The sequence below is a fragment of the Enhygromyxa salina genome, assembly GCF_002994635.1.
GTDB classification, from domain to species: domain Bacteria; phylum Myxococcota_A; class Polyangia; order Nannocystales; family Nannocystaceae; genus Plesiocystis; species Plesiocystis salina_B.
In genome coordinates, this window is sequence record NZ_PVNL01000135.1 from 545,780 (window position 1) to 570,984 (window position 25,205).

Sequence of the window (25,205 nt, forward strand, 5' to 3'; positions counted from 1 at the left end):
GCCGGGCGACCGAGCGGCGAGCGCTGGTGGCGTGGGCCGACGGGGCCCACGCCAACCCCCGCCCGACCGATCACTGCTGAAAGCAGTAGATCGGCATCAAGATGTTGCAGGCCGGCCCCGGGGCGGCGCAGTTGGTCCAGGTCGAATTCGCGGCCGTGGTCACGCCTGGGGTGCCGAGGCCGCTGACCGCCGACGAGGTGAAGTTGTTGCAGCGGCCGAGCCCACCCGCGGCGGTGCCGTCCGCTCCGGTCCCGGTCCTGGCCACCCGGTTGGTGCCGCAGGTCATGTCCGCCGTGGCCGGGGACGCGCCGCCGAGCTCGGTGATGCTGATCGCCCCGTCGAGGGTGCCGTCGACCAGGTCAGCCCAGTTGTCGGCGACCTTGGTCCCGTTGCGGAGGAAGTACGGCACGGTCGACTGGACGAAGCGCGTCGAGGGGGAGCCCTGGACGGTCGAGATCCAGGCCTTGTAGGTGCCGGGCAGCAACGCCGCTTGCGCGCGCGCCTGGCAGATCGCGTCGGCGCCGACGAGACCGCCGAGGTTGCCGGTGTGCAGGGTGCTGGTCACGAACACCAGGCGAGCTTCCCAGTTGCACATGGGTGAGCAGCCGTCGAACGAGTTGAGGTTGCCGTCGTCGCACTCCTCGCCGCCCTGCACGAAGCCATCGCCGCAGGCCGCCAGCTCGCAGGCGTTGGTGCACATGTCGTTGTTGTTGGCGTTGGCGTCATCGCAGGCCTCGACGCCCTGCTGCACGAAGCCATCGCCGCAGGTCGCGTTGGTGCACATGGCCACGCACGCGTCGGTGTCGTCGTCGTTGGCGTCGTCGCACTCCTCGAAGCCCTCGTGCACGACGCCGTCACCACACACGGCGTCGGTGCACATGTTGGTGCACTCGTTGCCGTCGACGTTGTCACCGTCGTCGCACGCCTCGACGCCCTCCTGCACGAAGCCGTCACCGCAGGTCGCGTCCATGCAGCTCACGCAGTCGTCGGTGTTGTCGAGGTTGCCGTCGTCGCACTCCTCGACCCCCTCCTGCACGAGCAGGTCGCCACACACCGCGCCGACGCACTGGTCGGTGCAGTCGTCGGTGTTGTCCTGGTTGCCGTCGTCGCAGTCTTCACCGGGTTGGGTGATCCCGTCGCCGCAGACCTCGACCTGACAGCTCGGGCCGCAGCCGTCGAACGCGTCGGTGTTGCCGTCGTCGCAGGTCTCGCCCGGCTGCATGACCCCGTCGCCGCAGCCCTCGAGCTCGCAGGTGGCGGTGCAGCCGTCGAAGTCCTCGATGTTGCCGTCGTCGCAGGTTTCGGGGGGCTGCACGATCGCGTCGCCGCAGGCCTCGATCTGGCAGCTGGGACCGCAGCCGTCGAACTCGTCGATGTTGCCGTCGTCGCAGGCCTCGCCCGGCTGCATGATCCCGTCGCCGCAGCCCTCGAGCAGGCACTCGGCGCTGCAGCCGTCGCCGTCGTCGATGTTGCCGTCGTCGCAGGTCTCGACGCCCGCTTGGACGAAGCCGTCGCCGCAGGCCGCGATCGTGCACTCACTCGTGCAATCGTCGCTGTCGTCCGCGTTGGCGTCGTCGCACTCCTCGCCGGGATCCGTGATGCCGTCGCCGCAGGAGGTTGGATCGCCGTCGCCGTCGCCGTCTGCGTCGCCATCGCCGGGATCGCCGTCGCCATCTCCGTCACCCTCACCATCGCCGTCACCCTCACCATCGCCGTCGCCCTCACCATCGCCGTCACCATCGCCGTCGCCGAGCGTCGAGTCGGAGCTGCTCCCCGCCCCGATGTCTCCGGCCTCGATCACATCATCGGCGCACGAGGCCGTCATCGAACACAGCAACGAAGCGGTCAGCAGGGAGACACGGTAATGGTTTTGCATTTCGGCATTTGAGCCGAGGTTGGGTCCGGGTGTCCATAGCCGCGAGCCGGTTGGAGCCCGCTCGCTGGGCACCGCTGGGCACAACCGATGCTCAGTGTCCGAACGACCGCGGCGGGAGAGCGGGACGACAGCCGCGACGCGCTCGGCATCGAGCAGGGCACCGAGCCGCCCCACGCCCGGTGAAGTATCGTGCGCCCAACACCGGACCCATGACGACGACGCGCACACCCAAACCGGCGACGGCGCCCAAGCTCGACCCAAAATCCCGCGGCCAGGGCTGGGGCCACTACCCATTGTTCGCGCTGGCGTTCGTCGGCCTGGCGCTGTTTGTGCTCCCGTTGCTCGGGCTGGTTGTGCGAGCCCCGCTCACCAAGCTCGGGGCCCTGTTCACCACGCCCGCGCTGCTCGAGGCGCTGCGGCTGTCGCTGGTGGTCTCGCTCGCGGCTGTCACGCTCTCGCTGATCCTGGGTCTGCCGTGCGCGTGGGTGCTGGCGCGCTATCGGTTCCCGGGTCGCGGGTTGGTCCGCGCGCTGCTGACCCTGCCCATGGTGCTGCCGCCGGTCGTCGCGGGGGTGGCCTTGCTGGCCACGTTCGGGCGACGCGGTCTGTTTGGTCCCGCGATCGAGTGGCTCGGCGTCGACCTGGCGTTCTCGACCACGGGGGCCGTGCTCGCGGCGACCTTCGTGGCGGCCCCGTTCTTGATCCTCAGCTGCGAGGCCGCGCTCGAGAACGTGGATCCCCGGCTCGAGGCCGCCGCCGCCACGCTCGGGGCCTCGCGCCTGCGGATCCTGTGGACCGTCACCCTGCCCACGATCCGCCCCTCGCTGCTGGCCGGGCTGTCGCTGTGTTGGGCCCGCGCGCTCGGTGAGTTCGGGGCCACGATCACGTTCGCGGGCAACTTTCAGGGCCGGACTCAGACCATGCCGCTGGCCGTCTACGAGACCCTGCAGAGCGATCACGACGGCGCGCTGTTGCTGTCGTTGATCCTGCTCGCGGTCTCGCTGACGATCCTCATCGCCCTGCGCGGGGAGCTGCGGCGATGACCCTGCGCGCCGACCTCCACCTCACGCTCGGGGAGTTCACCCTCGACCTCGCGTTCTCGGCTCCGGAAGGCGAGGTGCTGGCGGTGGTCGGGCAAAACGGCGCGGGCAAGTCGACGGTGCTCGCCGCGATCGCCGGGCTGATCCCGCTGCAGCGCGGAGAGATCGTGCTCGACGGCCACCTGCTCGAGCGGGTGGCCACGGGTATCCGTCTGCCGCCCCAGGCCCGCCGGGTCGGCGTGCTGTTTCAGGGCCTCGCGCTGTTCGAGCACCTCAGCGCGCTCGACAACGTGGCCTATGGGCTGCGCGCGCGTGGGCTCGACAAGCGCAGCGCCCGAGCCCGCGCCCACACCTGGCTCGAGCGATTCGGGATCGACGAGCTCGCCCAGCGCCGACCTCGAGAGCTGTCGGGTGGCCAGGCCCAGCGGGTCGCCCTGGCCCGCGCCCTGATCTGCGAGCCCCAGGCGCTGCTGCTCGACGAGCCCCTCGTCGCGCTCGACGCTCAGACCCGGCTCGAGGTCCGCGAGGTCCTGCGCGAGACCCTTGGCGCGTTCGCGGGCGTCAGCTTGCTGGTCACGCACGAGCTCGACGACGCGGTCGCCCTCGCCGATCACTTGTTGGTGCTCGACGCCGGCAAGTTGGCCCAGGAGGGCAGCCCCGAGCAGGTCATTCGAGCGCCAGCCACTGCGCATCTGCGAGCTATGTTGTCTGCCCGGCGCACCGGTAGTACCCCCGACCCCGGTACATGACCCAGGCCATGACCCAGAACGTCGCCCAGCACCTCAGATGAGCGCAACGCCAGCCACCACGGCCAGCCCCACCGGAACACGCAAGCGCCTGCTCGGACTCGACGCGCTGCGTGGGATCGCGGTGTTCTTGATGATCGAGCAGCACCTGGGTGTGTGGCTGTGGCGCGGGCTCGACCCTGGCCAGACCATGACCGGGGATCACCTCGGCCTGCTGATCTTCAACGCGCTCGGCGGTGGCGCGGCGCCGGCCTTTGTCACGCTCGCGGGCATCGGCTCTAGCCTGCTCGTGCACAAGCGCGCGGCCACTGGAGCCGCCCTCGACCTCACCCTCGCCAAGCGCGGACTCGCCGTCATCGGCTTTGGCTACCTGCTCAGCTTCCTGACCCCGAGTTGGTTCTCCGTGCACACCTGGTTCGTGCTGCACTTGATGGGCTTCGGCATGCTGTTGACGCCCGCGCTGCGACGGCTGCCCAGCGCCGCGCTCCTGGGGCTCGGGCTGGCGGTGCTGCTGCTAACCGGCTGGGTCCAGGCGACCCTCGACGTCCCGATCTCGCTGACCAACGAGTACATGCGCGGGCGTCATCCCAGCTCGCCGACCGAGTGGACGGGGCTGCGGATCGCCGTCGCCGAGGGCCAATTCCCGATCTTCCCGTGGTTCTCGTTCTTCCTGGCCGGGCTGGTCTGCGGCCGCTGGGTCGCGCAGGAGCAGCTCGGCCGGATCGCCTCCCTCGCTGGCGGCGTCGGCGTCGTTGGTGCGCTCGGGCTGCTGGTCGGCGAGCTCGCGTTTGCGCCGGCTGGCGGCGCGTTGTGGCGCACCACCACCCTCAGGATCCCGTTCTTTCCGGCCTCGCCCACCTTGGTCGCGCTGCTGTTGGCCGCCGTGCTGCTGGGGATCTGGGCCGTGATGGCCTGGGAGCGGCGCTGGCCCCTGCGCGAGAACAACCCGCTGGTCACGCTTGGTCGGGCTTCGCTGACGCTGCTGATCTTGCACGTGTGGCTGTTTCGTGAGGCCACCCGGCCGATCGGCGTGTGGCAGGCGCTGGATGTCGCGCCCGCGATGCTCGTGCTGTTTGGGTTCGTGGCGCTCGCTGCCCTGGCGTCGTGGCAGTGGCAGCGGGTCGGCTATCGGTTCGGCGCCGAATGGTTGCTGCGCAAGCTCGCGCCGTGACAATGCAGAATATGCGTCGCCCAAGCTCGGCCTGAGCAACGATTGCGTAATTGAACCGAGCAACTCGCGGCGAGCCGACCGCAGAACCAAATGTCTCACTATTGTTGGGTATCGGTCATCGGCTCTCGGCTTCCACCGTGTCGGTTTGATGCTAGGTTGGGTGCATGGTTGACCAGGCGATGTTCGGTCATGTGCGAGCGAGAGGCATGCTTGCGGCGTGCTTGCTCTTCAGTGGCTGTATTGGGTGTGTCATGGACAACCCAGCCTTCGACGAGGACTTCGATACAGACAAACCCGGGGCCGACACAGGCGGCGCGTCGACCCGCCCGGAGGCCGGTGACGACGAAGACAGCGGCGGGGCCGGCGAGTCCGACTCGGGCTCCAATGGCGAGACCGGCGGCGCCGATCCCCTCAGCCCCGGATGGGACGCCCTGGCCTCGCCCGCCACGTTCTCCGCCTGTCGGGGCACCACCGCCAGCCCCACCGAGTGCGCCATGGCGGCCGGCGAAGGCATGTTCGAGGCGATCGTCATCGACCAGTCGAGCAACTCCGGCGACTACCTGATCGCCTGCATGATCTTCCACATTGACGACACGATCACCGACAAGACCGTCACCCAGGTGCTGCTCGAGATGCACACGATCGACGCGAGCTACTCCAGCTCGGACGCGGCGGGCGAGATCTGGGCGGTCGAGCCGTTCACAGAGGCGAGCTTCGCCGCCTCGCTGCCGCTTCGGGTCGGCGTCTCGCCGCTCGCACCCAACCCTGGACCTGGCAAGATCTTCAAGCCGGTCTACTGGAAGCTCCCCAACGACCTCGTGGCTCCGAATGTGCCGATCTACCTGTGCGCGTACCCGCTCTCTGGCGATGGGGCTTACTTCTATTCGCACGCCGGGCCGTTCCCACCCGTGCTGTACCTCGATTATGAGTAGGCCAGAGCGGACTCGGTGAGGCAACAGTAGCCGCTGGCGGGTGCTCGACATCTCGGTAATTTGCTGTCGGCGTATGTGGCGGCTGGCGATGAACTCGGCGCGCTGCGAGCCAGGCACCCGACACCCTGCGCCACTCGTCTATATGGCATATCGGTTGCAGCGATTGTGATGAACTCGATGTCCAATCGGTGTTCTCCATCATGCGCGATTCCATCTATTTCGTTCAGTCCAACAAGTTCATCCTCGCTGCTGTATGTCTAGTGACTGGAGGGTGCGGCGTCGGTTGCAGCGAGCCCCAGAGCGAGGCGTCTGTCGCGTCGGTCAGCCTGGAGATCGTCGCCGACGGGCTCACAGCCCCCCTGGGCTTGGTGCCCGTCCCCGACCAGACCGGGCGCCTGTTCGTGGTCGAGCAGACTGGCACGATCCGCATCATCGACGCAGACGGCGAGCTGCGTCCCGAGCCATTTCTGGACATCAGCGACGAGCTCGTCGGTCTCAACCAAGGCTACGACGAGCGCGGCCTGCTCGGCCTGGCCTTTCACCCCGACTACGCCCAAAACGGCGAATTCTTCGTGTATTACAGCGCCCCGCTTCGGTCCGAGGGTCAAAATGGCTTCGATCACACCAGTCACCTGGCGATGTTCCAGGTGCTTCAAGATGACCCCAACCGCGCCGATCCAGACTCCGAGAGCCTGTTGTTGCAGGTCGACCAGCCTCAGAGCAACCACAACGGCGGCCAGATCACCTTTGGTCCAGACGGATACCTGTACATTCCACTCGGCGACGGCGGCGACGCCGACGACACCGGGCTCGGCCATGCCGAAGACTGGTACGATGTCAACGAGGGCGGCAACGGCCAGGATATCGAGCAGAACCTGCTGGGCTCGATCTTGCGTATCGACGTGGATGGCGGGGAGCCGTACGCAATTCCACCCGATAATCCATTCGTAGACGACGAGGACGTCGCGGACGAGATCTGGGCGTACGGACTGCGCAACCCGTTCGGCGTCTCGTTCGACAGCGGCGGCAAACGTCAGTTGTTCGTGGGTGACGTTGGGCAGAACCTGTGGGAGGAAGTCGACATCGTCGACGCTGGCGGAAACTATGGTTGGAACGTCAAGGAGGGCGCGCACTGCTTCAGCACGAAGAACCCCAACGAGTCGCTCGACTCGTGCCCAGACACCGACAGCCGGGGCGAGCCGCTCATCGATCCGATCCTCGAGTACCGGCACGCGAATCAGGACGAGGGGCTGGGCATCTCGGTGATCGGTGGGTACGTCTACCGCGGCGCCGCGCTCGATCAGCTTCGCGGCCGCTACGTGTTCGGGGACTTCTCGAAGGGTTGGGGTGCAGGCGACGGCACGCTCTTGCTCGGATCGCCGCCCACCGGCACGGACGGCGCCTGGACGCTGAAGGAGGTCGCAGTCCGTGATCGCAGCAATGGACGCATCGGCGAGTTTGTGCGCGCGTTTGGGCGGGACCAAGCGGGCGAGCTATACGTGCTGACCGCGGACAACCTTGGCCCGAGCGGAGACTCGGGCAAGGTCTACCGACTCACCTCGGGCAGCTGAGGGCTGCTCGCAGCGCATGTCCGAGATCGCCCCAGTCGTCGCTCGAGCGCGCTCGATTGGGCACTTTTGGGGTGGACAAGGCCGACCCGGTGGGAGAGGCTCCGGCCTTGTTCCACCCAGCGCGCTACAGAGGGTTGACGGCGATCGTGGTCGCATTGGCCATGGTCCCCGCAGCGGGGCACGCTCAGGCGCCGCCTGAACCAACACCGGAGACGCAGGAACCGGTTGGCTCGGACGTCGCACCAGCCGAGTCGGATGTACCCGCGTCGCCGGCTGCTCGACCGCCAGCTCCTCAACCGCCGGCCCCAGCCCCGGCGAGTGCAACCAACGGCGCCAGCTGGGGCGGCAAGCTCAGCGTTCAGCGCTGTCCGTTTGCGGCCCCGGTCCTGCCCGCACAGACCGAGCTCGCGCTCAACGCCACGCTCATCGTGCGGGTCCCCGATGGGGTCGGCAGCGCGGTGTTGATCTCGCCAGATGGCTTCGCGCTGACGGCCGCGCACGTGGTCGAGAACCATCAGACCGTGGGCCTGGTGACGCGCGCCGGGGCCACGCTGTCCGCGACCGTCGTGCGCGTCGACGAGGCGCAAGACGTCGCGCTGCTCAAGATGGAAACCCAACCGGGCGCGACGCCGTGCCTGGCCCCCGCCGTGGGTCAGGTGCCGCTGGGCTCGGACGTGTTCGTGCTGGGGAGCCCCGCCGGGGAAGAGCTCTCGTTCTCGGTCGCAAAGGGGATCATCAGCGGCTACCGAAGCCTCGGTGGTCTGCAGTTCGTTCAGTTCGACGCGGCCGTGAACCCCGGCAACTCTGGCGGTCCGGCCGTGGACCAAGCTGGGCAGATCGTCGGCATCACCAGCTGGAAGCTCTCCGACGTCTCGCTCGAGGGGCTCTCGTTCGCGGTCCCCTGCGACGTTGCTCTGTCCGCGCTCGACGTCGAGCTCGGCGACGCCTCATCGCCGGACTGGAACACCCACACCGGCCGTCGAAGCCTCGCGCCGAAGGCCACACCCGGTGGAGCGCCCACGCACGTCGACCACGCATCGCCAGCGGACCCGCAGCAGCGCAAGCGACTACGGGTGAAGCGCGGCTTGATCACCGCGGGGATCCTGGGCATGAGCGTGGGCGTCGTCTCGGTCGCCGCGACGGGCGGGGTCTACTACATCACGAAGATCTCTGGCGAAACCACGCAGTCGAGCTGGAGCGCGCTGGTGGCCGTCAACACAATCGGGTGGGCGCTCGCGGGGGTCGGCGCCGGGGCGCTGATCGTAGGAATCGCCCTCCCCAAGCGGGTCAAAAAGTCGGGCGCCGCTGCGAGGCTGGAGATCATGCCGAACCCAACTGGTGCGATGCTACAGGGGAGCTTCTAATATGCGGTGCAGCTCATCAACGATTCATTACCTGGCCACCTGCGGGCTGCTGGTTTGTTGGCTCTCGTCGAGTTCGGGGTGTCTGCTGTTGGTCGACCCGCCCTTCACCACCGACTCCGACGGGCCCTCCTCCACGCCACGACCCGCGACTGGCTGGACGGATCTCTCGGTTGCCTTCAACTTGTGCGCGCTCGATGCAGACGGCGCGATCTGGTGTGGCGCCGACGAGGGAGATCTGCGCCTGGTCGACGAAGGGCCATTTGTCAGCGTCAGCCAGAATGGCTGGGGTGAGCCCTGCGGGGTCACGGGCGCCGGCACCTTGCGGTGTGACATTCGCGGCAGCGATGGGTTTGAGCTGAGCGAGTTCTACAGCGCCGTGAGCGGTAGCTCGGACGCTGGTTGTGGGCTTCAGGCCTTGTCCGGTGCCGCGCGATGCTGGCCGGATGCGACCAACGTTCCCGGGCCGTTTGTCTCGGTTGGCGCGAGCGAGGACCTCGCATGTGGAGTGCTCGAATCCTCGTTGGAGCTGCAGTGCTGGGATATTGACTCCCTCGTGTTCGACGAGGCGCTGAACCCTCCCGGAGGTAGCTTCACGCGCGTCGTCACCAGTGACCATGTCGGCTGCGCGCTCTCGACCGGCGGCAGCATCCAGTGTTGGGGCTATGACTTCTCCGGGTTGTTGTCCGGGGGGCCACCTGCGGGGTCATCTTATGTTGATCTGTCGATCTACGACGACGGGTGCGCGGTGACGACCACGGGCGAGGTGTTGTGCTGGGGGGACAACGCGGGGGATCCGAACTACACGCACCTGTCTCCGCCGGCTGGGGTTGCGTTCTCTCGCGTGTCTGTGGGGAATGAGCTGAGCTGTGGGATCGCTAGCGATACTAGCTTGCACTGCTGGTGAGTCGCGCGGGGCGAATTGGCGCCGGCTTCGAATCAGTTTCAAGTTTCGGCAAGCCATGCCAACATCTCGCGATGTCTCGCAAGCGTGGGTTGCCGACAGACGACGAGGTGTGGAGCCGCGTTCGGGCGTTCGCGGAGCAGCGCGCCAGCGACAAGAAGCCGGTCCCCACGCTGAGCGAGGGGGTCAACAACCTGATCACCGACGTCGTCGGCGCGCGGATCGAGCGGGCGTCCGAGCAAGGCAAGAAGAACACCACGCCGATCTACCGCGGGGAGCTGCTGCGAGTCTGGCGGGACCTTGTGAAACACGGGTCCACACGCAAAGCCCGACCAAACTACTTCACGCTCGCGCTCCTGCCCGCTGCGCTCCCGGACCTGGTCGATGACCACGGTGATGGCACGATCGCGCTGCGCTGGTGGACCGCTTCGTCGCCCAGCGACCGCCCCTATCGCTACGACGAGGCCGCGAGTGAGCGACCGCCCCGTGGGGGACTTGCTGCGAACGACCGTGAGCTGCGAGAGAGCGACGCTCACTGGCGGATCAAACACTACATCAATGAAGAACCCAGCCTCGCGCTGGCCAAGCTGCCCGGCAGCCCGTACACGCGCTCGGCCTTGGAGTTGCCGCTGCGGGTACCCACGAAGGACCGGATCGACGTCGTCGTTCGCGACTGCGACGGGCGGCGCGTGCTGATCGAGGTCAAGCCCAACGTCGGCGACCGCGATATTGGGCTCTATGCTCAAGCGGCGAAGTATCGCGCGATCTGGCGGGTGCTGCATGATCTGGGCGAGACGGACGTTCGCTGCGCGCTCGCTGCTCCCAAGATCCCAGCTGGGCTGGCCAAGCACATGCGTGAGCAACACTTGATCGAGTCCGTGGCGGTCAAGGTCCCGCCCGACTTCGAGGCCCCTCCGCGCGACTGAGTGGGGTCTGGCACGGCATGGACCAATGTTCGCGGTCGTCAGCGGTTCGACGCGCTATTCCGCGCCTCAGTCCATGACCTGGCCCATGGACGCACCAGAAAGTCCCCACACCCGGTCGCAACTGGGGCATTGTGTTGCGAGGAGAAAATTCACCATGAGTTTTGAACAAAGAATCAAGAGCCTCGCGGCCAAGGCGGAAAAAACTCGAGGGATGCTCGAGACAGAGGAGGCCACCAAGAACGCGCTGGTCATGCCATTCATCGCCGCGCTCGGGTACGACGTGTTCGACCCGACCGAGGTGGTGCCCGAGTTCACCGCGGACGTGGGCATCAAGAAGGGCGAAAAGGTCGACTACGTAATCCGGCGGGGCGACGACATCGTGATGTTGATCGAAGCCAAGAAGGTGGCGGCCGATCTCGCTATCGAGCACTCGAGCCAGCTGTTCCGTTACTTCACGGTCACCAAGGCCAGGATCGCCGTGCTGACCAACGGCATTGTCTATCGGTTCTTCTCAGACCTGGAGGAGAACAACAAGATGGACGAGAAGCCGTTCTTGGAGCTCAACCTGCTCGACCTGCGCGAGAGCCTCATCAACGAGGTCAACAAGCTGTCCAAGTCCAGCTTCGACCTCGACAACATGTTGGTGGCAGCCAGCGATCTCAAGTACATGCGAGAGATCCGGGCAACGCTCGAACGTCAGCTCGAGACGCCCGATGAGGAGCTGGTCAAGTTCTTCTTTCAGCAGGCGAACCCGAACGGTCGCTTCGTGCAATCAGCCAAGGAGCAATTTTCACAGCTCGTCAAACGTACGCTGTCGGTGTTCATCAGCGACAAGGTTGGTGACCGGCTCCGCTCTGCGCTCGCGCGGGCAGATGGCTCGGCGGTCGATGACAGCCTCCCAACCCGCGAGGTCGGCTCGGAGGCGGCGCCCGAAGAACAGGACGACGCCAAGCAGGAAGCGAACGACGGCATCGTCACGACCGAGGCCGAGAAAGAGGGCTATCGCATCGTCAAGGCGATCGTCTGCGATCTCTTGGTCCCCGAGCGAGTGACCTACCGCGACAGCAAGACGTACTTCGCGGTCCTCGTCGACGACAACAACCGCAAGCCCATCTGTCGGTTGCACTTCAATCGATCTCGGAAGTACATCGGTACGTTCGATGCCGAGAAAGCTGAGACGCGGCACCCCGTCGAGGGGCCCGATGGCATTTACACGGTGCGCGAGCAGCTGCGTGCGACCGCAGCCCACTGGCTCTCGCTCGACGCGGTCGAGAAGCCAACGATCGTGGTGCCGACCGAGTGCTGAGCGGATGCGTCGGTGGTCGACGACCGCCTCGCTGACACACCCGCCTACGCGACGCCGGCGGCGTCGTAGAGCTCGTTGACGTCGAGCGCGTAGTCGATCGACGTCAACGGCACCGAGCTACCAGCCTCATGGTTCGTGTACGTCCAGCGGTCACGACACGAGTCATCACGCTGCCACAGCTCGACGCGGCGCAGATCTTGGGCGACGAGCACGTACTCACGCAGCGAGTCTATCTGTTGATAGTAGAGGCGCTTCTGCTCGCGATCGTAGCGCTGCGTCGAGGGGCTGAGCACCTCCACGATGATCAGCGGATTGGTCACGTGCGCCGGGGACTCGGGATCGCGCTCGATTGGATCGCAGATCACCGTCGCGTCAGCGTAGGTCGCAACGTCGGCGGCGCGGATACTGATCTGCAGATCCGAGCCATGCGGGTGGCATGGATGCCCGCGCAAGTGAGCGAACAGCAAGCCCACGATCGAAGTTGCGAGGGCCGAGTGCTCGACGCTGCCCCCGGCCATGGCGAACACCTCGCCGCCGACATACTCGTGCTTGACTGCGCTGCTGTGCCGCTCGATCTCAAGGTACTCGGCGAAAGTATACCGAGGTCGAAGGGCGGCTCGCGTCGTCATCGTCGCGGGCCAGTTTAGCACTGCCGACGCGTCGTGTCGCGTCTACGCCAAAGCGAAGCCAGAGCCGCCCGACGCGGCTTGCGCCGCGCCTCCCAGAGCCAAGCAGGCCCCCCTGCCAAGAGCGACAACCCAAAGAAGCTCAGCCCCAGGCGAAAACAATTTCCCACGCCCCCACGGATCTACGCTTAGATCATCCACCCACCCCCAAGAGGTCCCGATCATGCCCCGACTCCCCTCCCACGCGACGCTCGCCTGCCTCGCGGTCGCCACGCTCACGGCCTGCGGTCCGCGGATCCGCCTGTCCGACAACATCGACACCCAGTTCGATCTCCTGCCCCCCAACCAGGGCTACGACGATCTCCTGCACGGCCCCTACGCGGCCGGCTCGAGCTTCGAGATCTACGCCTACGACATCAGCGAGGACAACGCGCTCGACGATTGGACGATCGTCTCGCTCGACCCCAGCGTGCTCGAGGTCGAGAGCATCGAGATCCGCCGCGATGACATCGACGACAAGGACGACAAGAAGGCGAAGACGGACATCCTCGTCGCCCACGTCGAGGCGACCGGCGCGGGCACGGCGATCCTCGAGGTCCGCAACGCCAACGACAAGTTCATCCGCGCGACCGAGGTCGTGGTCATGCAACCGGATCGCGCGGTGCTGCGCGCCGCGGGGCCGCTGTTCATCAATCGCCCAGACGAGGTCCCCACGCTCGTCGATGAGACCCCGAAGATCCTCGCCAACGGGACCGCGACCTTCCTCGTCGAGTGGTTCGCGGGTGAACAAGCGCTGTTCGGCACGGGATCGCTGGCCGTGTATTCAAGCCACCCCGGCGCGATGAACCTCCAGACCCGCGAGGTCCACCTCGACGAGGCCCGCGACTGGGCGCAGCTGCAGTTCGAGTCGCCTGAAGCCGGACAAGAGCTAGCCAACGTGGAGTTCTACGCCAACGGCGAGCTGGTCCACAGCGTCGACTTCGAGGTCGTGCAACCGGAGGTGATCGCCGAGGTCGCAATCGTCGGCCGCGACGAGCTCGGTGAGCCGGACCAGCTGCTGGCCGTGCTCGCCCAGGCGTTCGACGACGCGGGGGAGTCGATCTGGGGCGTCGACTTCGACTGGGATCTCGGTGGGCTGAGCGAGTTCGGCTCGGGCGACTTGTTCCGCTATTGGTATGAACCCGGGGCCCAGAGCACGCTCGGTGCCGAGTACGGCGAGGCTCGCGACGAGATCGTGATTCAGGGCGAGCGGGGGTTCGTGGAGTCCTCGAATGACGACCCCACCGACTCGTGCTTTTGCAGCAGCGTCGAGCCTGGTGACTCCGGGCGCGGCGTCGGCTTTGGCCTGCTGAGCCTGGCGGCGCTGGGGCTGGTCCGTCGTCGTCGCTACGCCCGGGCGCCCCGGCGGCTCAGGGGTTGACGACGACGCCGCCGACGAAGCGGCTCTCCCACTTGACGCGCATGGCCTCGTGGACCTGCGTGAGCGGATAGCGAGCGTCGACGTGCGGCACGATCTCGCCAGCCTCGACCCAGGCCAGCAGCTCGCGCAGCCGGGTGTGACGAAGGCTCGGGTCGCGGTGGGCCGAGATCACCGCCGGGCAGCCGAGCACGTCGAGGCCCTTCATCATGATCAGGTTGGTCGGCAAGATGTTGGCGTTGGGGGCGCCGCGCTGGCCCTTGCCGCGCGCCACGAACGGCGTCGAGGCCCACCCCACGATCAAGAACCGCGCGCCAAAGTCGACGCATCGCAAGCTCTCGAGCGAGACCTGACCGCCGACTGGATCATAGACGACGTTGACGCCACGACCGCCCGTCAGCGCCTTGACCTCGTCCCGGAACCGTCGGACCGAGCCGTCGTCGGCCTTGATCGCAATCACGTGGTCGGCCCCGCGCGCGGCGACCTGGTCGAGCTTGGCCTGCGAGCGACCCGTGGCGATGACGATCGCGCCGACGCGCTTGGCGAGGTCGACGGCGGCGAGTCCGGTCGAGCCGGTCGCGCCGTTGATCAGCACGTGCTCGCCCGCCGCGAGCCGGCCGCGGTGGATCAGGCAGTGGTAGGCGGTCTCGTAGTTGCCGAGCAGGTTGCAGCCCTGATCGAAGTCGAGCCCGGCGGGCAGCGGCAGCAAGGCGTCGGCCGGCGCCACGGCCCAGGTTGCGAAGCCACCCCAGGCGCGGTGATCCCCGAGCGATCGTGGGCCCGTCTTTAGCCCGTCGGCGAGCACCGCGTCGCCAACCGCGAAGCGCTCGACCTGGGCCCCGACCCACGCGACCTCGCCAGCGTACTCGAGCCCGGGACAGTAAGGTGGCGCTGGCATGTGCTGGTACTGCCCGCTGGTCATCAGCAGATCCACCCAGCCAACGGCGGCGCTCTTGACCCGCACGAGCACGTCGTGCGGCCCGAGCTCGTCTTGTTCGGGGGCCGCCTGTGCGACCAGCTCCACGTGCTGGGCGAGCGCGTCGAGGGGCGTCTCACCATACTCGCGGACGACCACGCGATGACCTGGGTTGCTCATGGAACCTCGACCTTCAAGAGGGCGTAGTGAAAATTGCGGTACACGATCTCGATGTGATCGCGCAGATCCGGTGGGAAGTGAGCGTTGGCCCGCTCGGCGTGGCGCGCCGTGGTCATCACCCAGAAGGTCGTGCCCTTGCCCCGGTGCTTGTCGACGAACTCGCGCAGCTTCTGGCGGTCGGGCTCCATCGAGACCCAGATCCGGGCCTTGGAGAAGTAGGTCTCGCCGCGATAGTAAAACCACCAGCTGAGCAGTCGATCGTTCTTGCCGACGTGGTCGAAGGCGTAGCGAAACGCGCTGCGCTGCGACCAATTTTCGCTGGTCGCGGGCAGGTAGTCGTCGATCACCCAGGTCGTGGTCAGCAGCGCCGAGAGCAGCATGCCCGCGACGGCAAGCCGGCCCTTGTGGGCGACCCACAGCAGCAGGCCGAGTCCAAACGGCACCAGGCACCAGACCATGCGATCGGCCGGGGCCGCGCCCTCGCGCCACATCCCCGTGTACAGGTAGGTACTCAGGTGAGCGATCCAGGCCGGCTCGTCGAGGGTCGCGCGGGCGACCATGTAGAGCACCGCGCAGCCGCTCAGGGCACACGCCAGGGCGGCGGCGATCGGCAGGCGATCGCCAACTGGTTTGGACTCGGGGGCCGAAGCCTCGCCTGTCTGCCGGTCCCGCGCCGGGGTTGGCATCAGGCGGTGCAGCCAGATCCCGATCACGATCGCGAGCGGCGGCAGGCACGGGACCAGGTAGTGGTAGTACTTCGTGACGCTGTAGGTGATCAGCCCAAAGCTGACCAGGAACCACAGCAGCGCGAGGCGGTGCAGGGAGTCGGCGCCGAGCGTGGGGGGCGGACCCGACTTGGCGACCGCGCTCGGCTCGGCTTGCTGCGCCCGGCGCCGATAGGCCAGCACGGCCGCCCACAGCGCTGGCGGCACCACGGCCGACCACGGCAGCGCCGCGAGCCCGAGCGTGCGCAGATAGAACGCGAAGCCACCGACCGCCTGCTTTTGTTCGCCGCTGGCAAACCGCGCCAGGTTGTTGACGACGATCAGCTCGTTGACCCAGCTCTCGCCGCGGAAGATCGCCATCGCGTGGTGCCACGGAAAGCAGGTGACCACGAACAGCAAGATCCCGATCGCCAGCTCGCAGCGACGCTGCCACAGCAAGTGCAGGCGACCGTTGACCAGCATGTCGACCAGGATCAGCAAGCCGATGATCCCCGGGCCGATCATGCCCTTGCCCATCAGTGACAGCCCGCCTGCGACGTAGACCACACCCATCCAACACTGGCTGCGTCGGCGCCAACGCATGCTGCGCAGCAGCACGGCCGCGACCACCACCCAGTAGATGCTCAGCTGCTGGGCGATCGTGCGAAGGTCGTCCACGGTCGCGGTCGACTTGCGGCGCGAGCGGGCGACGGACGCGATCGTGTCGGGGTCGAGCACGTGCTGGTGCAGGACCGCGAGCGGGACGATCGCCCCGACCACGAACACCGCGAAGAAGCCGATCCACGCGCGATCCCACGGGATCTCGAGCAACCCGCGGTTGCCGACCTGACGCCCGATGGTCTTCAGCTCGCGCTCGGGCTCGAGCCAGGCCATCGCCCAGCCGACCATCGCCAGGCACACCGGGGCGACGAAGAACATGTCGGTCACCGCCTGCCGGGTCAGGATTGCGTACTGGGGCATCGTCGCCAGCACCGCCGCGGTCAGCAGCCCGGCCCGCCAGTGGACCAGCCGGGCGACGCACCAGCCCAGCAGCGCGACCGTGCCCAGCCCCATCAGCATGCTCGGCAGCCGCAGGGCGATCTCGGGGATCGGCGAGCGCACCATCTCGTCGATCGGCCCGTTGCCGACCCCGAACAGCTTGAAGCTCAGCGCCATGCACCAAAACGGCAGCGCGTGCTTCGAGGCGAACACCCCCTCGCGCTTGCCCTGCGGCCCGTAGCCGGGGCGCCACCACAGATCCATGGGGTCGTTGCGAACCACCATGTTGCGGGCGACCTCGCCGTAGTGGGTCTCCCATGGATCCCACGGGCCGCAGGCGCCGATCGAGGCCGAGTAGATCGCGAGGATCGCCAGGCCAAGCAGGAGCGCCCAGACCATGGGGCTGATCGTCGAGAGCTTGGACAGGCGATCACGCATGCTCGGGCGCGGAGTGTAACGGCAAAGCGCTCGGCTGCGGAATTGGGCCGCGCGCGTGCCCGCCTGCGCAGGCGGCGTGAGCGGACTCTCTCGTCTAGGTCCCCGTTTTGGGTCATTGATGGCCGATTTGCTGCAACAGGTCCACGCGCGGGCCGACTACACCCACACATGGATATCTCAGCGCGCCAACTCGTGGGGACTGTCGTTCCCGTTCCAGAACTGGGCTACGATACGCGAAGGCGTATGTCTCGCCCCGTCATCCAGCTGCTGGTCACCGATCTAGACAACACCCTCTACGACTGGGTGGGGTTCTTCGCCAAGGCGTTCCGCGCGATGGTTGACGAGGCCGTGTCGATTCTCGGCGTCGAGCGCGAGCGCCTGCTCGACGATCTCAAGCTGGTCCACGAGCACCACCATGACTCCGAGCGACCCTGGTCTCTGCTCGAGACCCGGGCGGTGATGGAGCGACTCGCGGGGTATGACTACGACGCACGCAAGGCCCAGCTCGAGCCCGCATTTCATGCGTTCAATTCGGCTCGAAAGCGCTACCTGCGTCTGTACGACGGGGTGGCCGAGACCTTGGCCATGATTCGGGCGAGTGGTGTTCCGATCGTGGCTCACACGGAGGCGTCGACGGTCAACGCCCTGTTCCGGGTCAAGCGCTTGGGCTTGACGGAGTCGATCGGCCGCGTGTACGCCGCTGATGCTGGCGACGGGGTGGAGAGTGATGACGTCGAGCTCGTCGCCATCCCACGCGAGATCCACAAGCCCGATCCTCGGATCCTGCTGGAGATCTGCAACGAATACGGCGTCGCACCTCAGCGAACTCTGTACGTTGGTGACAGCATCTCACGTGACATTGCGATGGCACAACAGATCAGCATGCACGCGGCTTGGGCGGCGTATGGGACGCGACATGATCGCCACGATTGGGCGACCCTGGTCCGCGTCTCACACTGGACGCAGGCGGACGTCGATCGGGTCCGGCACACCCAGGAGCGCTTTGGCGACGTCAAGCCCAAGACGTGTCTCGAGAGCTTCGGTGAGTTGCCAGCGCACTTTGAATTTCGGGGCTTCGCTCCTGCGGCCACGTCCAGCATCGCGGGTTGCGGCGGATGAGCCTTCGCTACTTGTTCCGCTACCGCAATCTCCTCACGACCGACACCCTTGGCGAACATCGCAAGCTCATCGACGCGCACGGTTCATGCTGGTGGGGCTGGTGGCAGCGCCCAGCGGAAGACGAGCGCCGCGAGCTGTGGGCGACGCTCGAGTCCGAGGTAGCCAAGGGCCCCGTTCCTATCGGTCTGTTCGACTCGGAACCCAAGCAAGGGGGCACGGTTCATCTAGAGCACCGACCAGTTTGAATTCACGACGCCAGGCACATCTGGGGCCGCTCCTGCCGTTGTCGACTCGGCGCTTGCAGTATGCCGGATACAGCTTCGGCCTCGCTCCTAGGCAGGAACGGCCCCAGACGCACCTGACGACGCGACTCCAAACTGATCGGCGCTCTAGCCACCGTCTCCCAGGTCATTGGACCTCGCGGGCAACGCACGCCAGACCTGCCTTTGGGTGAGGGCACGCTCGTGCCTGACTACTATCGAGACACGCCATTTTCATCGGCGTGGATGCGACTGACGTCGATCGAGGCGGAGCCAATACGAACAACCAAGTTCTTTGGGTGCTACGCGTTTGAGCGGGCTCCCGCGCTCGCCGGCATCACCCATGAAGACGGTCAGCGATTCGTCAACAAGCTCGTGCTCGACGCCGATGAGTTGCGCGCGATGGACACGACCATTTGGCGAGTTCGACCCGCGCGTAGCGACGATCGACACGACCGGATCCTCGTGGCGCGCCAGCAGACGACGCAAGCGCTGAGCGAGCGACCGATCCCGCTGCGCAGCAGCCGAATACTACACTTGTCCGATCTCCACTTCGCGACTGAGAGGACCAATCGCAACGAGCACATCTGGGAGCTCACGGGTGAGGGCGGCTCCACCCTGCAACAGCGAATTGTGCAAGCCCTGGGCGGGGACCGGACCGTCGGCTTGGTCGTGATCTCGGGGGATCTGACGTTCCGGGCCGCGGACGACGAGTTCTACGAAGCGTTTCGCTTCGTCCATGGGCTCATGGGTGCGCTCGGTCTGGGTCCAGGCCATCTGGTGGTCGTCCCGGGCAACCACGACCTGGCCTGGACCAGGCAGCGCGACCAGCAGTGGAACCGCGATGAGACTGTCACAGAGGCGCCGGCCAGCGCCCAGCGGGCCTATCGCGAGAGCTTCTATGACCGTGTCTTTCGACACGCAGCTGCGGAGCACCTCGGCATGGCTCGTCGGTTCATCTGCCCGAACGGACTCGTGCTCGAGGTCGGTGGCCTCAACAGCTCATCTCTCGAGCAGGGCTCGAATTGGCTGGCGGGCATGGGGCGGGTCAACGATGCCGCCCTCACGGACATCGCCGAAACACTGGAATGGAAGGCAGATCGAGCGTCGATGGCGCTTCGCTTGTTGGTGCACCACCATCACCTGACACCAATAGAGGACGTCGTACCAACGTCCGAGTTCTACCGGGGCTTCGGGATGGCGGCAGACGCCAAGCGAACGTTGCGGCAAGCCGCTCGCCACAACGTTCAGCTCGTCTTGCACGGTCATCGGCATCAACCGTTCATCGAGACGACCAACGTCTACGCGGAGCTAGAGCACGCCGAGACCAAGTGGCAGCTCGGTCGTGTCGGCATCATCGGAGCGGGCAGCGCAGGCTCGACCTCCGTCAACAACAACGACAACTACTTCAACATCCTCGAAATTCAGGGCGGCCAGCTGGATTTGCAGGTGTTTCGTGCACGAAGTCCTCACGGCAGCCGTGGCGATTTTCGCATGATTCAAGAGTGGTCGGCGCCGATGCTCCTCGAAGCAGGACAGCTCCGATTGGGTGATTGGGCTCTCCGCCGACGCTCAGCGGGCTAAAACCGCTACTTGCGCCCGCGCCTGACGGCTGGCTCGTAGATCGCCCCTGGAAGCAGCTCCAGCATGTGCCCGACGGCGGCCATCTGGGTGGGAAAGGTGATCACCCCCCGCTTGCGCCGGATCGCCTTGGCGATGATCCGCGCGGCCTCGTCGGCGCCGATCTCGAACGGCTTGGACTTCAGGCTCGCGCTCAGCGGCGTGTCGACGAACCCCGGCCGCACGTCGGTCACGCTGACGCCGGTCGCGTGCAGGTCGATCCGCACGCTCTCCAAGAAGGTGCTGAGGAACGCCTTGCTCGCGCAGTACACCGCGCTGCTCGGGAGGCCGCGGTACTGCGCGACGCTCGAGATCCCGACGAGGTGGCCAGCGTCGCGCTCGATCATACCAGGCAGCGCGCCGGTCAAGGTTGCGAGCGCGCCGCACACGTTGACGTCGATGATCGGCTTGCAGTCGGTCCAGTCGAGCTTGCCGCCCCACTTGCTGCCGCCGATCCCCGCGTTGGCGACGACCAGATCAAAGCTCAGCGTGCGGTCGAGCTCGCGGATCCGGGCCTGGGTCCGCTCGGGATCGCTGACGTCGAGGACCTCGATCTGCGCGGCGCCTCCGCTCGCTTCGATCATGTCGGCGAGCTCGCGCAGCGCCGACTCACGACGAGCGACGAGCAGCACCTGGGTGCCGGCGGCCGCGTAGTACTTGGCGAGCGCGGCTCCGATCCCGCTCGATGCTCCGGTGATCAGGGCGCTGCGATGAATCATGGAAGGCATGGCCCGCGCATGGTAGCCGACCGCGCGTGCCAGCGACCGCACATGGCCGGCTGCGAGGCGGGCTGCATGGGTCCTCGAAACATCCCGTACACTGCCGCTGCGCATGAGCGAGTACAGCCCCGAACACGCCGCCGCCTGGGCCCAGCGGCTCGGCCCCGCCGACGTCCAGGCCGCCGCCGAGCGCATCGCGGGTCGCGTCATCCACACCCCCACGCTGCGCTGCCCTCGGCTCGACGCGCTCGCCGACGCGCCGGTCGAGCTGTTCTTGAAGGCCGAGAACATGCAGCGGATCGGGGCGTTCAAGGCCCGCGGTGCCATGCACGCAGTCGGACGGCTCGATCCTGAAGCGCGCGCGCGTGGGGTCATCACGTTCAGCTCGGGCAACCACGCGCAGGCCGTCGCGCTCGCGGCTCGTGAGTTTGGCGTGCCCGCCACGATCGCCATGCCGATCGACGCGCCCAAGGTCAAGGTCGCCGTCGTGCGCGAGCTCGGGGCGACTGTCGTGATGGCGGGCTACACCTCCGAGGATCGGCGCAAGGTCGCGTATGAGCTCGCCGATCAGTCGGGCGCCGCGATCATCCAGCCCTTCGATCATCCTGACATCGTGTGCGGCCAGGGCACGGCCACCGCCGAGCTGCTGGCCAGCGCTGCACAGCTGGGCGTGACGCTCGATGTGATCGTCGTCCCGGTTGGCGGCGGCGGGGTGATCGCTGGGGCCTGCGTGGCCTCGCGCGAGGTGAACACCCCGATCTACTCGGTCGAGCCCGAGGGCTGCGACGCGCTCGCGTGCAGCCTCGAGGCCGAGGAGCGAGTCGCCGTCGAGCCGGGTCCAACCTTGGCCGACGGCCTCAAGCCAGTCCGGGTCGGCGCGCTCAACTTCGAGATCGCCAAGATCGATGTCCAGGGCAGCTTTCGGGTCAACGATGACGAGCTCGGGCGCGCGCTGGTCCAGGTGCTCGTTCGCGCCAAGACCCTCGTCGAGCCCTCGGGCGCGGCCGGGGTCGCCGTCGCGCTGCGCGAGACCAAGCGCCTGCGCGAGCAGCTGGGCGTGCAGGGCCGCCCGCTGCGAGTCGGAGTGATTATGACCGGTGGCAACGTGGATCCAGCGCTGGTCGCCGAGCTGATCAACGAGTGGGGGGCGCAGGCGTGAAGCCGGCCCACATCTCACTCGCGCTGAGCCTGGTGCTCGCGGGCGGCTGTCGCAGCGAGACACCGCAGCAGCAGCAGACGAAACCGCGGGCCAGCACGGCGACGCCCGCGGCTGACACCGGGCCGCAGTCCGAGGCCGAGGCCGAGGCCGAGTCCGAGTCCGAGGGCGGCGATCCGTTCACGGGCGAGGCCGCCCACGTGATCCCGTTCGCCGATCGAACGAGCATGGGCTACCTGCTGCTGCTCCCGCCCGGCAAGGACAAGCCCGAGCTGCCCACCCGCGAGCGACTGCAGACCCTGGTCGAGCAGGCGTTCGCCGACCGCCGGGGTGACGGCGAGCTCGATCTACTCCTGAGGCTGATCGCAACCTCGCCGCACACCACGGACCTGGCGTTCGGCGGGGATCTCCAGCTGCCGGACTTTGACGAGGACGAGAACGAAGCCGGCCAGCCCAAGCAGTCGGGCGCGGACCCGGCCGACGAGATCAGGGACGCGATCATCGATCCGCCCACCGATCCGGCCGCGGTCGAAGCGGCGGCGGCCAAGGCCGAGCGGCAGCGCGCCTTCGACCTGATCGGTCTGCACATCGAGCTGGTCTCGCTCGGGCTCGGTGAAGACGCGACGATCCCGTCGAGCGTGCTGCGGGATCCGGTGTTGACCCGCGACCTCAGCGAGGAGCAGCGCCGATCGTTGCTCGGCCGATCCTGGGCGCTGCTGCTGCGCGCCGACTACCGCAACCAACACGCGATCCGGGGGCTGCGGCTGCACCAGACCCTGGTCCGGGTGGCCGCCGAGCACTACGGCGCGCTGATCCACGATCCCGACACCCGCGAGACGCTGAGCATCGACGCCTTCACCGACCGGCGCCTGCGCGCGGCCGCGGGCAACATCGCGGATCAGATCGCAACCGTGCCGTTCCCCGATCCAGCCGACGCCGAGCACCTGCGCCTGAGCACCCGCGGCATGCGGCGGTTCGGCTCGGTCGACGTCGAGCTCGCCGGCCTCGAGCCCGAGCCCAACGCCCTCCAGCAGGCCAGCGATCTGATCGCCGGGCTCGCGCTCGCGCTCGCCAAGGAAGCCGAGGTCGACGCCTCGGGGTTCGCGGTCGTGGTGCCCGAAGAGATCGAGATCACCTGCGAGCTGATCCACCAGAGCTACTCGAGCGGCGACTACCGACCAGCCTGCTCGGGCAGCGCGATCGTGCACCTGGTCGAGCGACCACCCGAGGATCACGATCCCAGCGAGCACGTCGTCGCGCGCGTCGTCGCGCCACGGACCCAGAGCGACGCGCCGGACTACGACCACCCCAAGTGGGTGGCGGGCGTGCTCGCGCAGCTGTTTGGCGCGTGACCCGGCGCCGCGCCAACGTCCAGTTATTGGCTCTCTCGTCGCCGACGGCCGCGAAGTATTTTCCTGACATCAATGTCAGGCTCTGCGCGGATCGGTCCCAAACACGCCACATTGGGCATCGAATCCGCGACATCCGTGTCGTGTAAAAACAGCCGCAAATCGCCCCCTAGCAACTGTTTGTCGGCGATGCAGACCCGTGTTAGCCCAGTAGCATCTCGTCCACGCTCGTGGACTTTGGACTTGACGCATGCCCCCCCTCAGCCAGACCTCATGGTCGCTGGCGACCACTCTCGCCCTCGCCTTCGGCGCGGTCGTCACGCTCACCGCGACAGGTTGCTCGTTCGCCGGTGACGCTTCGATCGAGCTCGCCGCCGACAGCGGCGACTACACATCCGGCAACGGCACCGACGGAGGTGACGACGAGACCAGCACCGGGACCGACACCGGCGAGCCCGGCGGGACCGACACTGGCGACGAGAGCAGCACCCACGAACCGCAGACGAGCCCCGAGGACCCCGAGTTCGCGCCTGATCAGTGCGACCCCCAGGCCTCCCACGCGATCATCTACGACCTCGAGCAAGCCAAGGTCGAGGCCGCCGCGGTGCTGGTCAGTGACAGCGTGCTCGCGGGCGACGGCACGGTGCCGGCGATCCCGATGTCGGCCCGCCCGTTCCTCAACCACTTCGAATTCGACTACGCCCCCGCCGACGACTGGGATCCGCAGGTCAGCGGTGAGCTGTGGCAGTCGCCGATGATCAACACCGAGGCGCCCACGCGGTTTCGCCTGCAGTACGCGGTGCGCGGCCCGGCGATGGATCCCGCCCAGCGGCTCGCGGTCGATCTCGCGATCGTCGTCGACCTGGGCGCAGCGATGTCGGGTGATCCGCTCAGCCTCGCCGAAGAGGCGCTGGCGGCGATCGAGTCGGCGTTGCTGCCAGGCGATCGCGTGACGCTGATCGGCGCGGGCAACGAGCCGCTCGTGCTCACGAGCGGCATCGTCGAGGGCGCCGGGATGATGCCGCTGACGGGGCTGGTCGATCAGCAGGACGCCGCCGCGCTCGCGGACATGGGCGCCGCGCTCGAGCTCGCGTACACCAGCATCACGCCTGACTGGGATGGCCAGGGCCAGCCGCGGGTGCTGCTGGTCAGTAACGGACAGTTCGCCGCCGATGACTGGCTCACGACCCTGGTCGGTGATCAGGCCGTCGACGGCCGCTACCTGGTCACCGTGGGTGTCGGTGACGCCAAGTCGTTCGACGACGGGCGGATCAGCGAGCTCGCCCACGCAGGCCGCGGCGCGATGTTGTTCGCCCCCACCGCCGAGCACCTGTGGGTCGACCTGCAGCAGAAGTTCAGCGCCAACTTGCTGGCCGCCGCGACCGAGCTCGAGGTCACCGTGGTCCTCCCGCCCGGTCTGGTCATGCGCCAGCGGGTCGCGGAGCCGAAGCTCGAGCCCAAGGAGCCCGAGCTGGGGATCCTCGCGCCCAACGACGCGCTGGTGTTTCACCACGAGCTCGAGGCTTGTGGCGAGGTCGCCAGCGACGCGGTGATCCGCGTGGAGATCGAGTGGACCGATCCGCTCGCCAAGCAGGCCAAGCAGGCCGTGTGGGAGCAGCCCGTCAACATGCTCAGCGAGGGCTCGTCCAACGGCCAGAAGGCGGCGGCGACGGTCGCCTACGCCCGGGCGCTCCGCAGCTTCCGCGATGGCCTTCCGGCGAGCGAGAGCTACGGCGTGGTGCTGGACGCGATCTCGCACATCTCGGACGCGCTCGAGGCCCAGCCCGACGACGTGGATCTGATCGAGATGTCGTCGGTCATCGCCGCGCTGACCCAGGGGTAGGCCCAGGGATCGCCTGCTCTACGGTT

21 protein-coding genes are annotated in these 25,205 nt (G+C 67.3%); 16 read left to right on the top strand and 5 right to left on the bottom strand.

Features of this window, described 5'->3' with window-relative positions:
- Positions 1–70 precede the first annotated feature (70 nt).
- Complete coding sequence (locus tag ENSA7_RS36525; RefSeq protein WP_181234458.1) at positions 71–1,825, bottom strand: DUF4215 domain-containing protein; 1,755 nt, start codon at positions 1,823–1,825, stop codon at positions 71–73.
- Positions 1,826–2,085: 260 nt separating this feature from the next.
- Here ENSA7_RS36525 and modB point away from each other — a divergent pair, with 260 nt between their 5' ends.
- The 9 genes from modB (at position 2,086) to ENSA7_RS36570 (ending at position 11,833) form a co-directional block, all read left to right on the top strand.
- Positions 2,086–2,919 carry a molybdate ABC transporter permease subunit gene (modB, locus tag ENSA7_RS36530; RefSeq protein WP_106094101.1) on the top strand — a complete coding sequence of 278 codons (834 nt, stop codon included), beginning with the start codon at positions 2,086–2,088 and terminating at the stop codon, positions 2,917–2,919.
- Complete coding sequence (locus ENSA7_RS36535; protein ID WP_106094034.1) at positions 2,916–3,665, top strand: sulfate/molybdate ABC transporter ATP-binding protein; 750 nt, start codon at positions 2,916–2,918, stop codon at positions 3,663–3,665. Before modB ends, ENSA7_RS36535 begins: the two co-directional genes overlap by 4 nt.
- Positions 3,666–3,702: 37 nt before the next feature.
- Positions 3,703–4,833, top strand: coding sequence for a DUF418 domain-containing transporter (locus ENSA7_RS36540; protein ID WP_106094035.1), 1,131 nt, complete (start codon positions 3,703–3,705; stop codon positions 4,831–4,833).
- Positions 4,834–5,084: 251 nt separating this feature from the next.
- Complete coding sequence (locus tag ENSA7_RS36545) at positions 5,085–5,765, top strand: hypothetical protein (RefSeq protein ID WP_106094036.1); 681 nt, start codon at positions 5,085–5,087, stop codon at positions 5,763–5,765.
- Positions 5,766–5,965: 200 nt separating this feature from the next.
- The gene (locus ENSA7_RS36550) at positions 5,966–7,336 is read left to right on the top strand and encodes a PQQ-dependent sugar dehydrogenase (RefSeq protein WP_106094037.1); all 1,371 of its coding nucleotides are present in this window, start codon (positions 5,966–5,968) and stop codon (positions 7,334–7,336) included.
- Positions 7,337–7,443: 107 nt separating this feature from the next.
- Positions 7,444–8,700 carry a S1C family serine protease gene (locus ENSA7_RS36555; protein ID WP_146158558.1) on the top strand — a complete coding sequence of 419 codons (1,257 nt, stop codon included), beginning with the start codon at positions 7,444–7,446 and terminating at the stop codon, positions 8,698–8,700.
- 88 nt (positions 8,701–8,788) lie between these two features.
- A complete protein-coding gene (locus ENSA7_RS36560) occupies positions 8,789–9,604 on the top strand; it encodes an RCC1 domain-containing protein (protein ID WP_106094039.1) in 816 nt (271 codons plus the stop codon).
- Between the two features lie 71 nt (positions 9,605–9,675).
- Complete coding sequence (locus ENSA7_RS36565; RefSeq protein WP_106094040.1) at positions 9,676–10,527, top strand: hypothetical protein; 852 nt, start codon at positions 9,676–9,678, stop codon at positions 10,525–10,527.
- 154 nt (positions 10,528–10,681) lie between these two features.
- Positions 10,682–11,833 carry a type I restriction endonuclease gene (locus ENSA7_RS36570; protein ID WP_106094041.1) on the top strand — a complete coding sequence of 384 codons (1,152 nt, stop codon included), beginning with the start codon at positions 10,682–10,684 and terminating at the stop codon, positions 11,831–11,833.
- Positions 11,834–11,877: 44 nt separating this feature from the next.
- Here the strand turns inward: ENSA7_RS36570 and ENSA7_RS36575 are convergent, their stop codons facing one another.
- Positions 11,878–12,462 carry a Uma2 family endonuclease gene (locus ENSA7_RS36575; protein WP_106094042.1) on the bottom strand — a complete coding sequence of 195 codons (585 nt, stop codon included), beginning with the start codon at positions 12,460–12,462 and terminating at the stop codon, positions 11,878–11,880.
- Positions 12,463–12,682: 220 nt separating this feature from the next.
- On the opposite strand from ENSA7_RS36575, the gene ENSA7_RS36580 reads away from it, so the two are divergent.
- Positions 12,683–13,879, top strand: coding sequence for a hypothetical protein (locus ENSA7_RS36580; RefSeq protein ID WP_106094043.1), 1,197 nt, complete (start codon positions 12,683–12,685; stop codon positions 13,877–13,879).
- On the opposite strand, the gene ENSA7_RS36585 is transcribed toward ENSA7_RS36580, so the two are convergent.
- Positions 13,869–14,972 (bottom strand): NADPH:quinone oxidoreductase family protein, encoded by a 1,104-nt coding sequence (locus ENSA7_RS36585; RefSeq protein WP_146158560.1) that lies wholly within the window; start codon positions 14,970–14,972, stop codon positions 13,869–13,871. The two genes, ENSA7_RS36580 and ENSA7_RS36585, sit on opposite strands and share 11 nt — an antisense overlap.
- The gene (locus ENSA7_RS36595; protein ID WP_106094045.1) at positions 14,969–17,113 is read right to left on the bottom strand and encodes a glycosyltransferase family protein; all 2,145 of its coding nucleotides are present in this window, start codon (positions 17,111–17,113) and stop codon (positions 14,969–14,971) included. Before ENSA7_RS36595 ends, ENSA7_RS36585 begins: the two co-directional genes overlap by 4 nt.
- A gap of 243 nt (positions 17,114–17,356) precedes the next feature.
- Here ENSA7_RS36595 and ENSA7_RS36600 point away from each other — a divergent pair, with 243 nt between their 5' ends.
- The 3 genes from ENSA7_RS36600 to ENSA7_RS36610 all read left to right on the top strand — a co-directional run bounded on the left by ENSA7_RS36600 (position 17,357) and on the right by ENSA7_RS36610 (position 20,076).
- Positions 17,357–18,232 (top strand): HAD family hydrolase, encoded by an 876-nt coding sequence (locus ENSA7_RS36600; RefSeq protein ID WP_181234459.1) that lies wholly within the window; start codon positions 17,357–17,359, stop codon positions 18,230–18,232.
- 11 nt (positions 18,233–18,243) lie between these two features.
- Positions 18,244–18,477 carry a hypothetical protein gene (locus tag ENSA7_RS36605; RefSeq protein ID WP_146158561.1) on the top strand — a complete coding sequence of 78 codons (234 nt, stop codon included), beginning with the start codon at positions 18,244–18,246 and terminating at the stop codon, positions 18,475–18,477.
- A gap of 201 nt (positions 18,478–18,678) precedes the next feature.
- The gene (locus ENSA7_RS36610; RefSeq protein ID WP_106094048.1) at positions 18,679–20,076 is read left to right on the top strand and encodes a metallophosphoesterase family protein; all 1,398 of its coding nucleotides are present in this window, start codon (positions 18,679–18,681) and stop codon (positions 20,074–20,076) included.
- Between the two features lie 5 nt (positions 20,077–20,081).
- Here ENSA7_RS36610 and ENSA7_RS36615 read toward each other — a convergent pair whose 3' ends face one another.
- Positions 20,082–20,840: an SDR family NAD(P)-dependent oxidoreductase gene (locus ENSA7_RS36615; protein WP_181234460.1), complete on the bottom strand. Its 759-nt coding sequence runs from the start codon at positions 20,838–20,840 to the stop codon at positions 20,082–20,084.
- Between the two features lie 103 nt (positions 20,841–20,943).
- Between ENSA7_RS36615 and ENSA7_RS36620 the strand changes: the two genes are divergently transcribed.
- The 3 genes from ENSA7_RS36620 to ENSA7_RS36630 all read left to right on the top strand — a co-directional run bounded on the left by ENSA7_RS36620 (position 20,944) and on the right by ENSA7_RS36630 (position 25,179).
- A complete protein-coding gene (locus tag ENSA7_RS36620; RefSeq protein WP_106094049.1) occupies positions 20,944–21,990 on the top strand; it encodes a threonine ammonia-lyase in 1,047 nt (348 codons plus the stop codon).
- On the top strand, positions 21,987–23,339 hold the full coding sequence (locus ENSA7_RS36625; RefSeq protein ID WP_106094050.1) for a hypothetical protein: 1,353 nt from the start codon (positions 21,987–21,989) through the stop codon (positions 23,337–23,339). Before ENSA7_RS36620 ends, ENSA7_RS36625 begins: the two co-directional genes overlap by 4 nt.
- 247 nt (positions 23,340–23,586) lie before the next feature.
- On the top strand, positions 23,587–25,179 hold the full coding sequence (locus tag ENSA7_RS36630) for a vWA domain-containing protein (protein ID WP_106094051.1): 1,593 nt from the start codon (positions 23,587–23,589) through the stop codon (positions 25,177–25,179).
- The last annotated feature ends 26 nt before the right edge of the window (positions 25,180–25,205 follow it).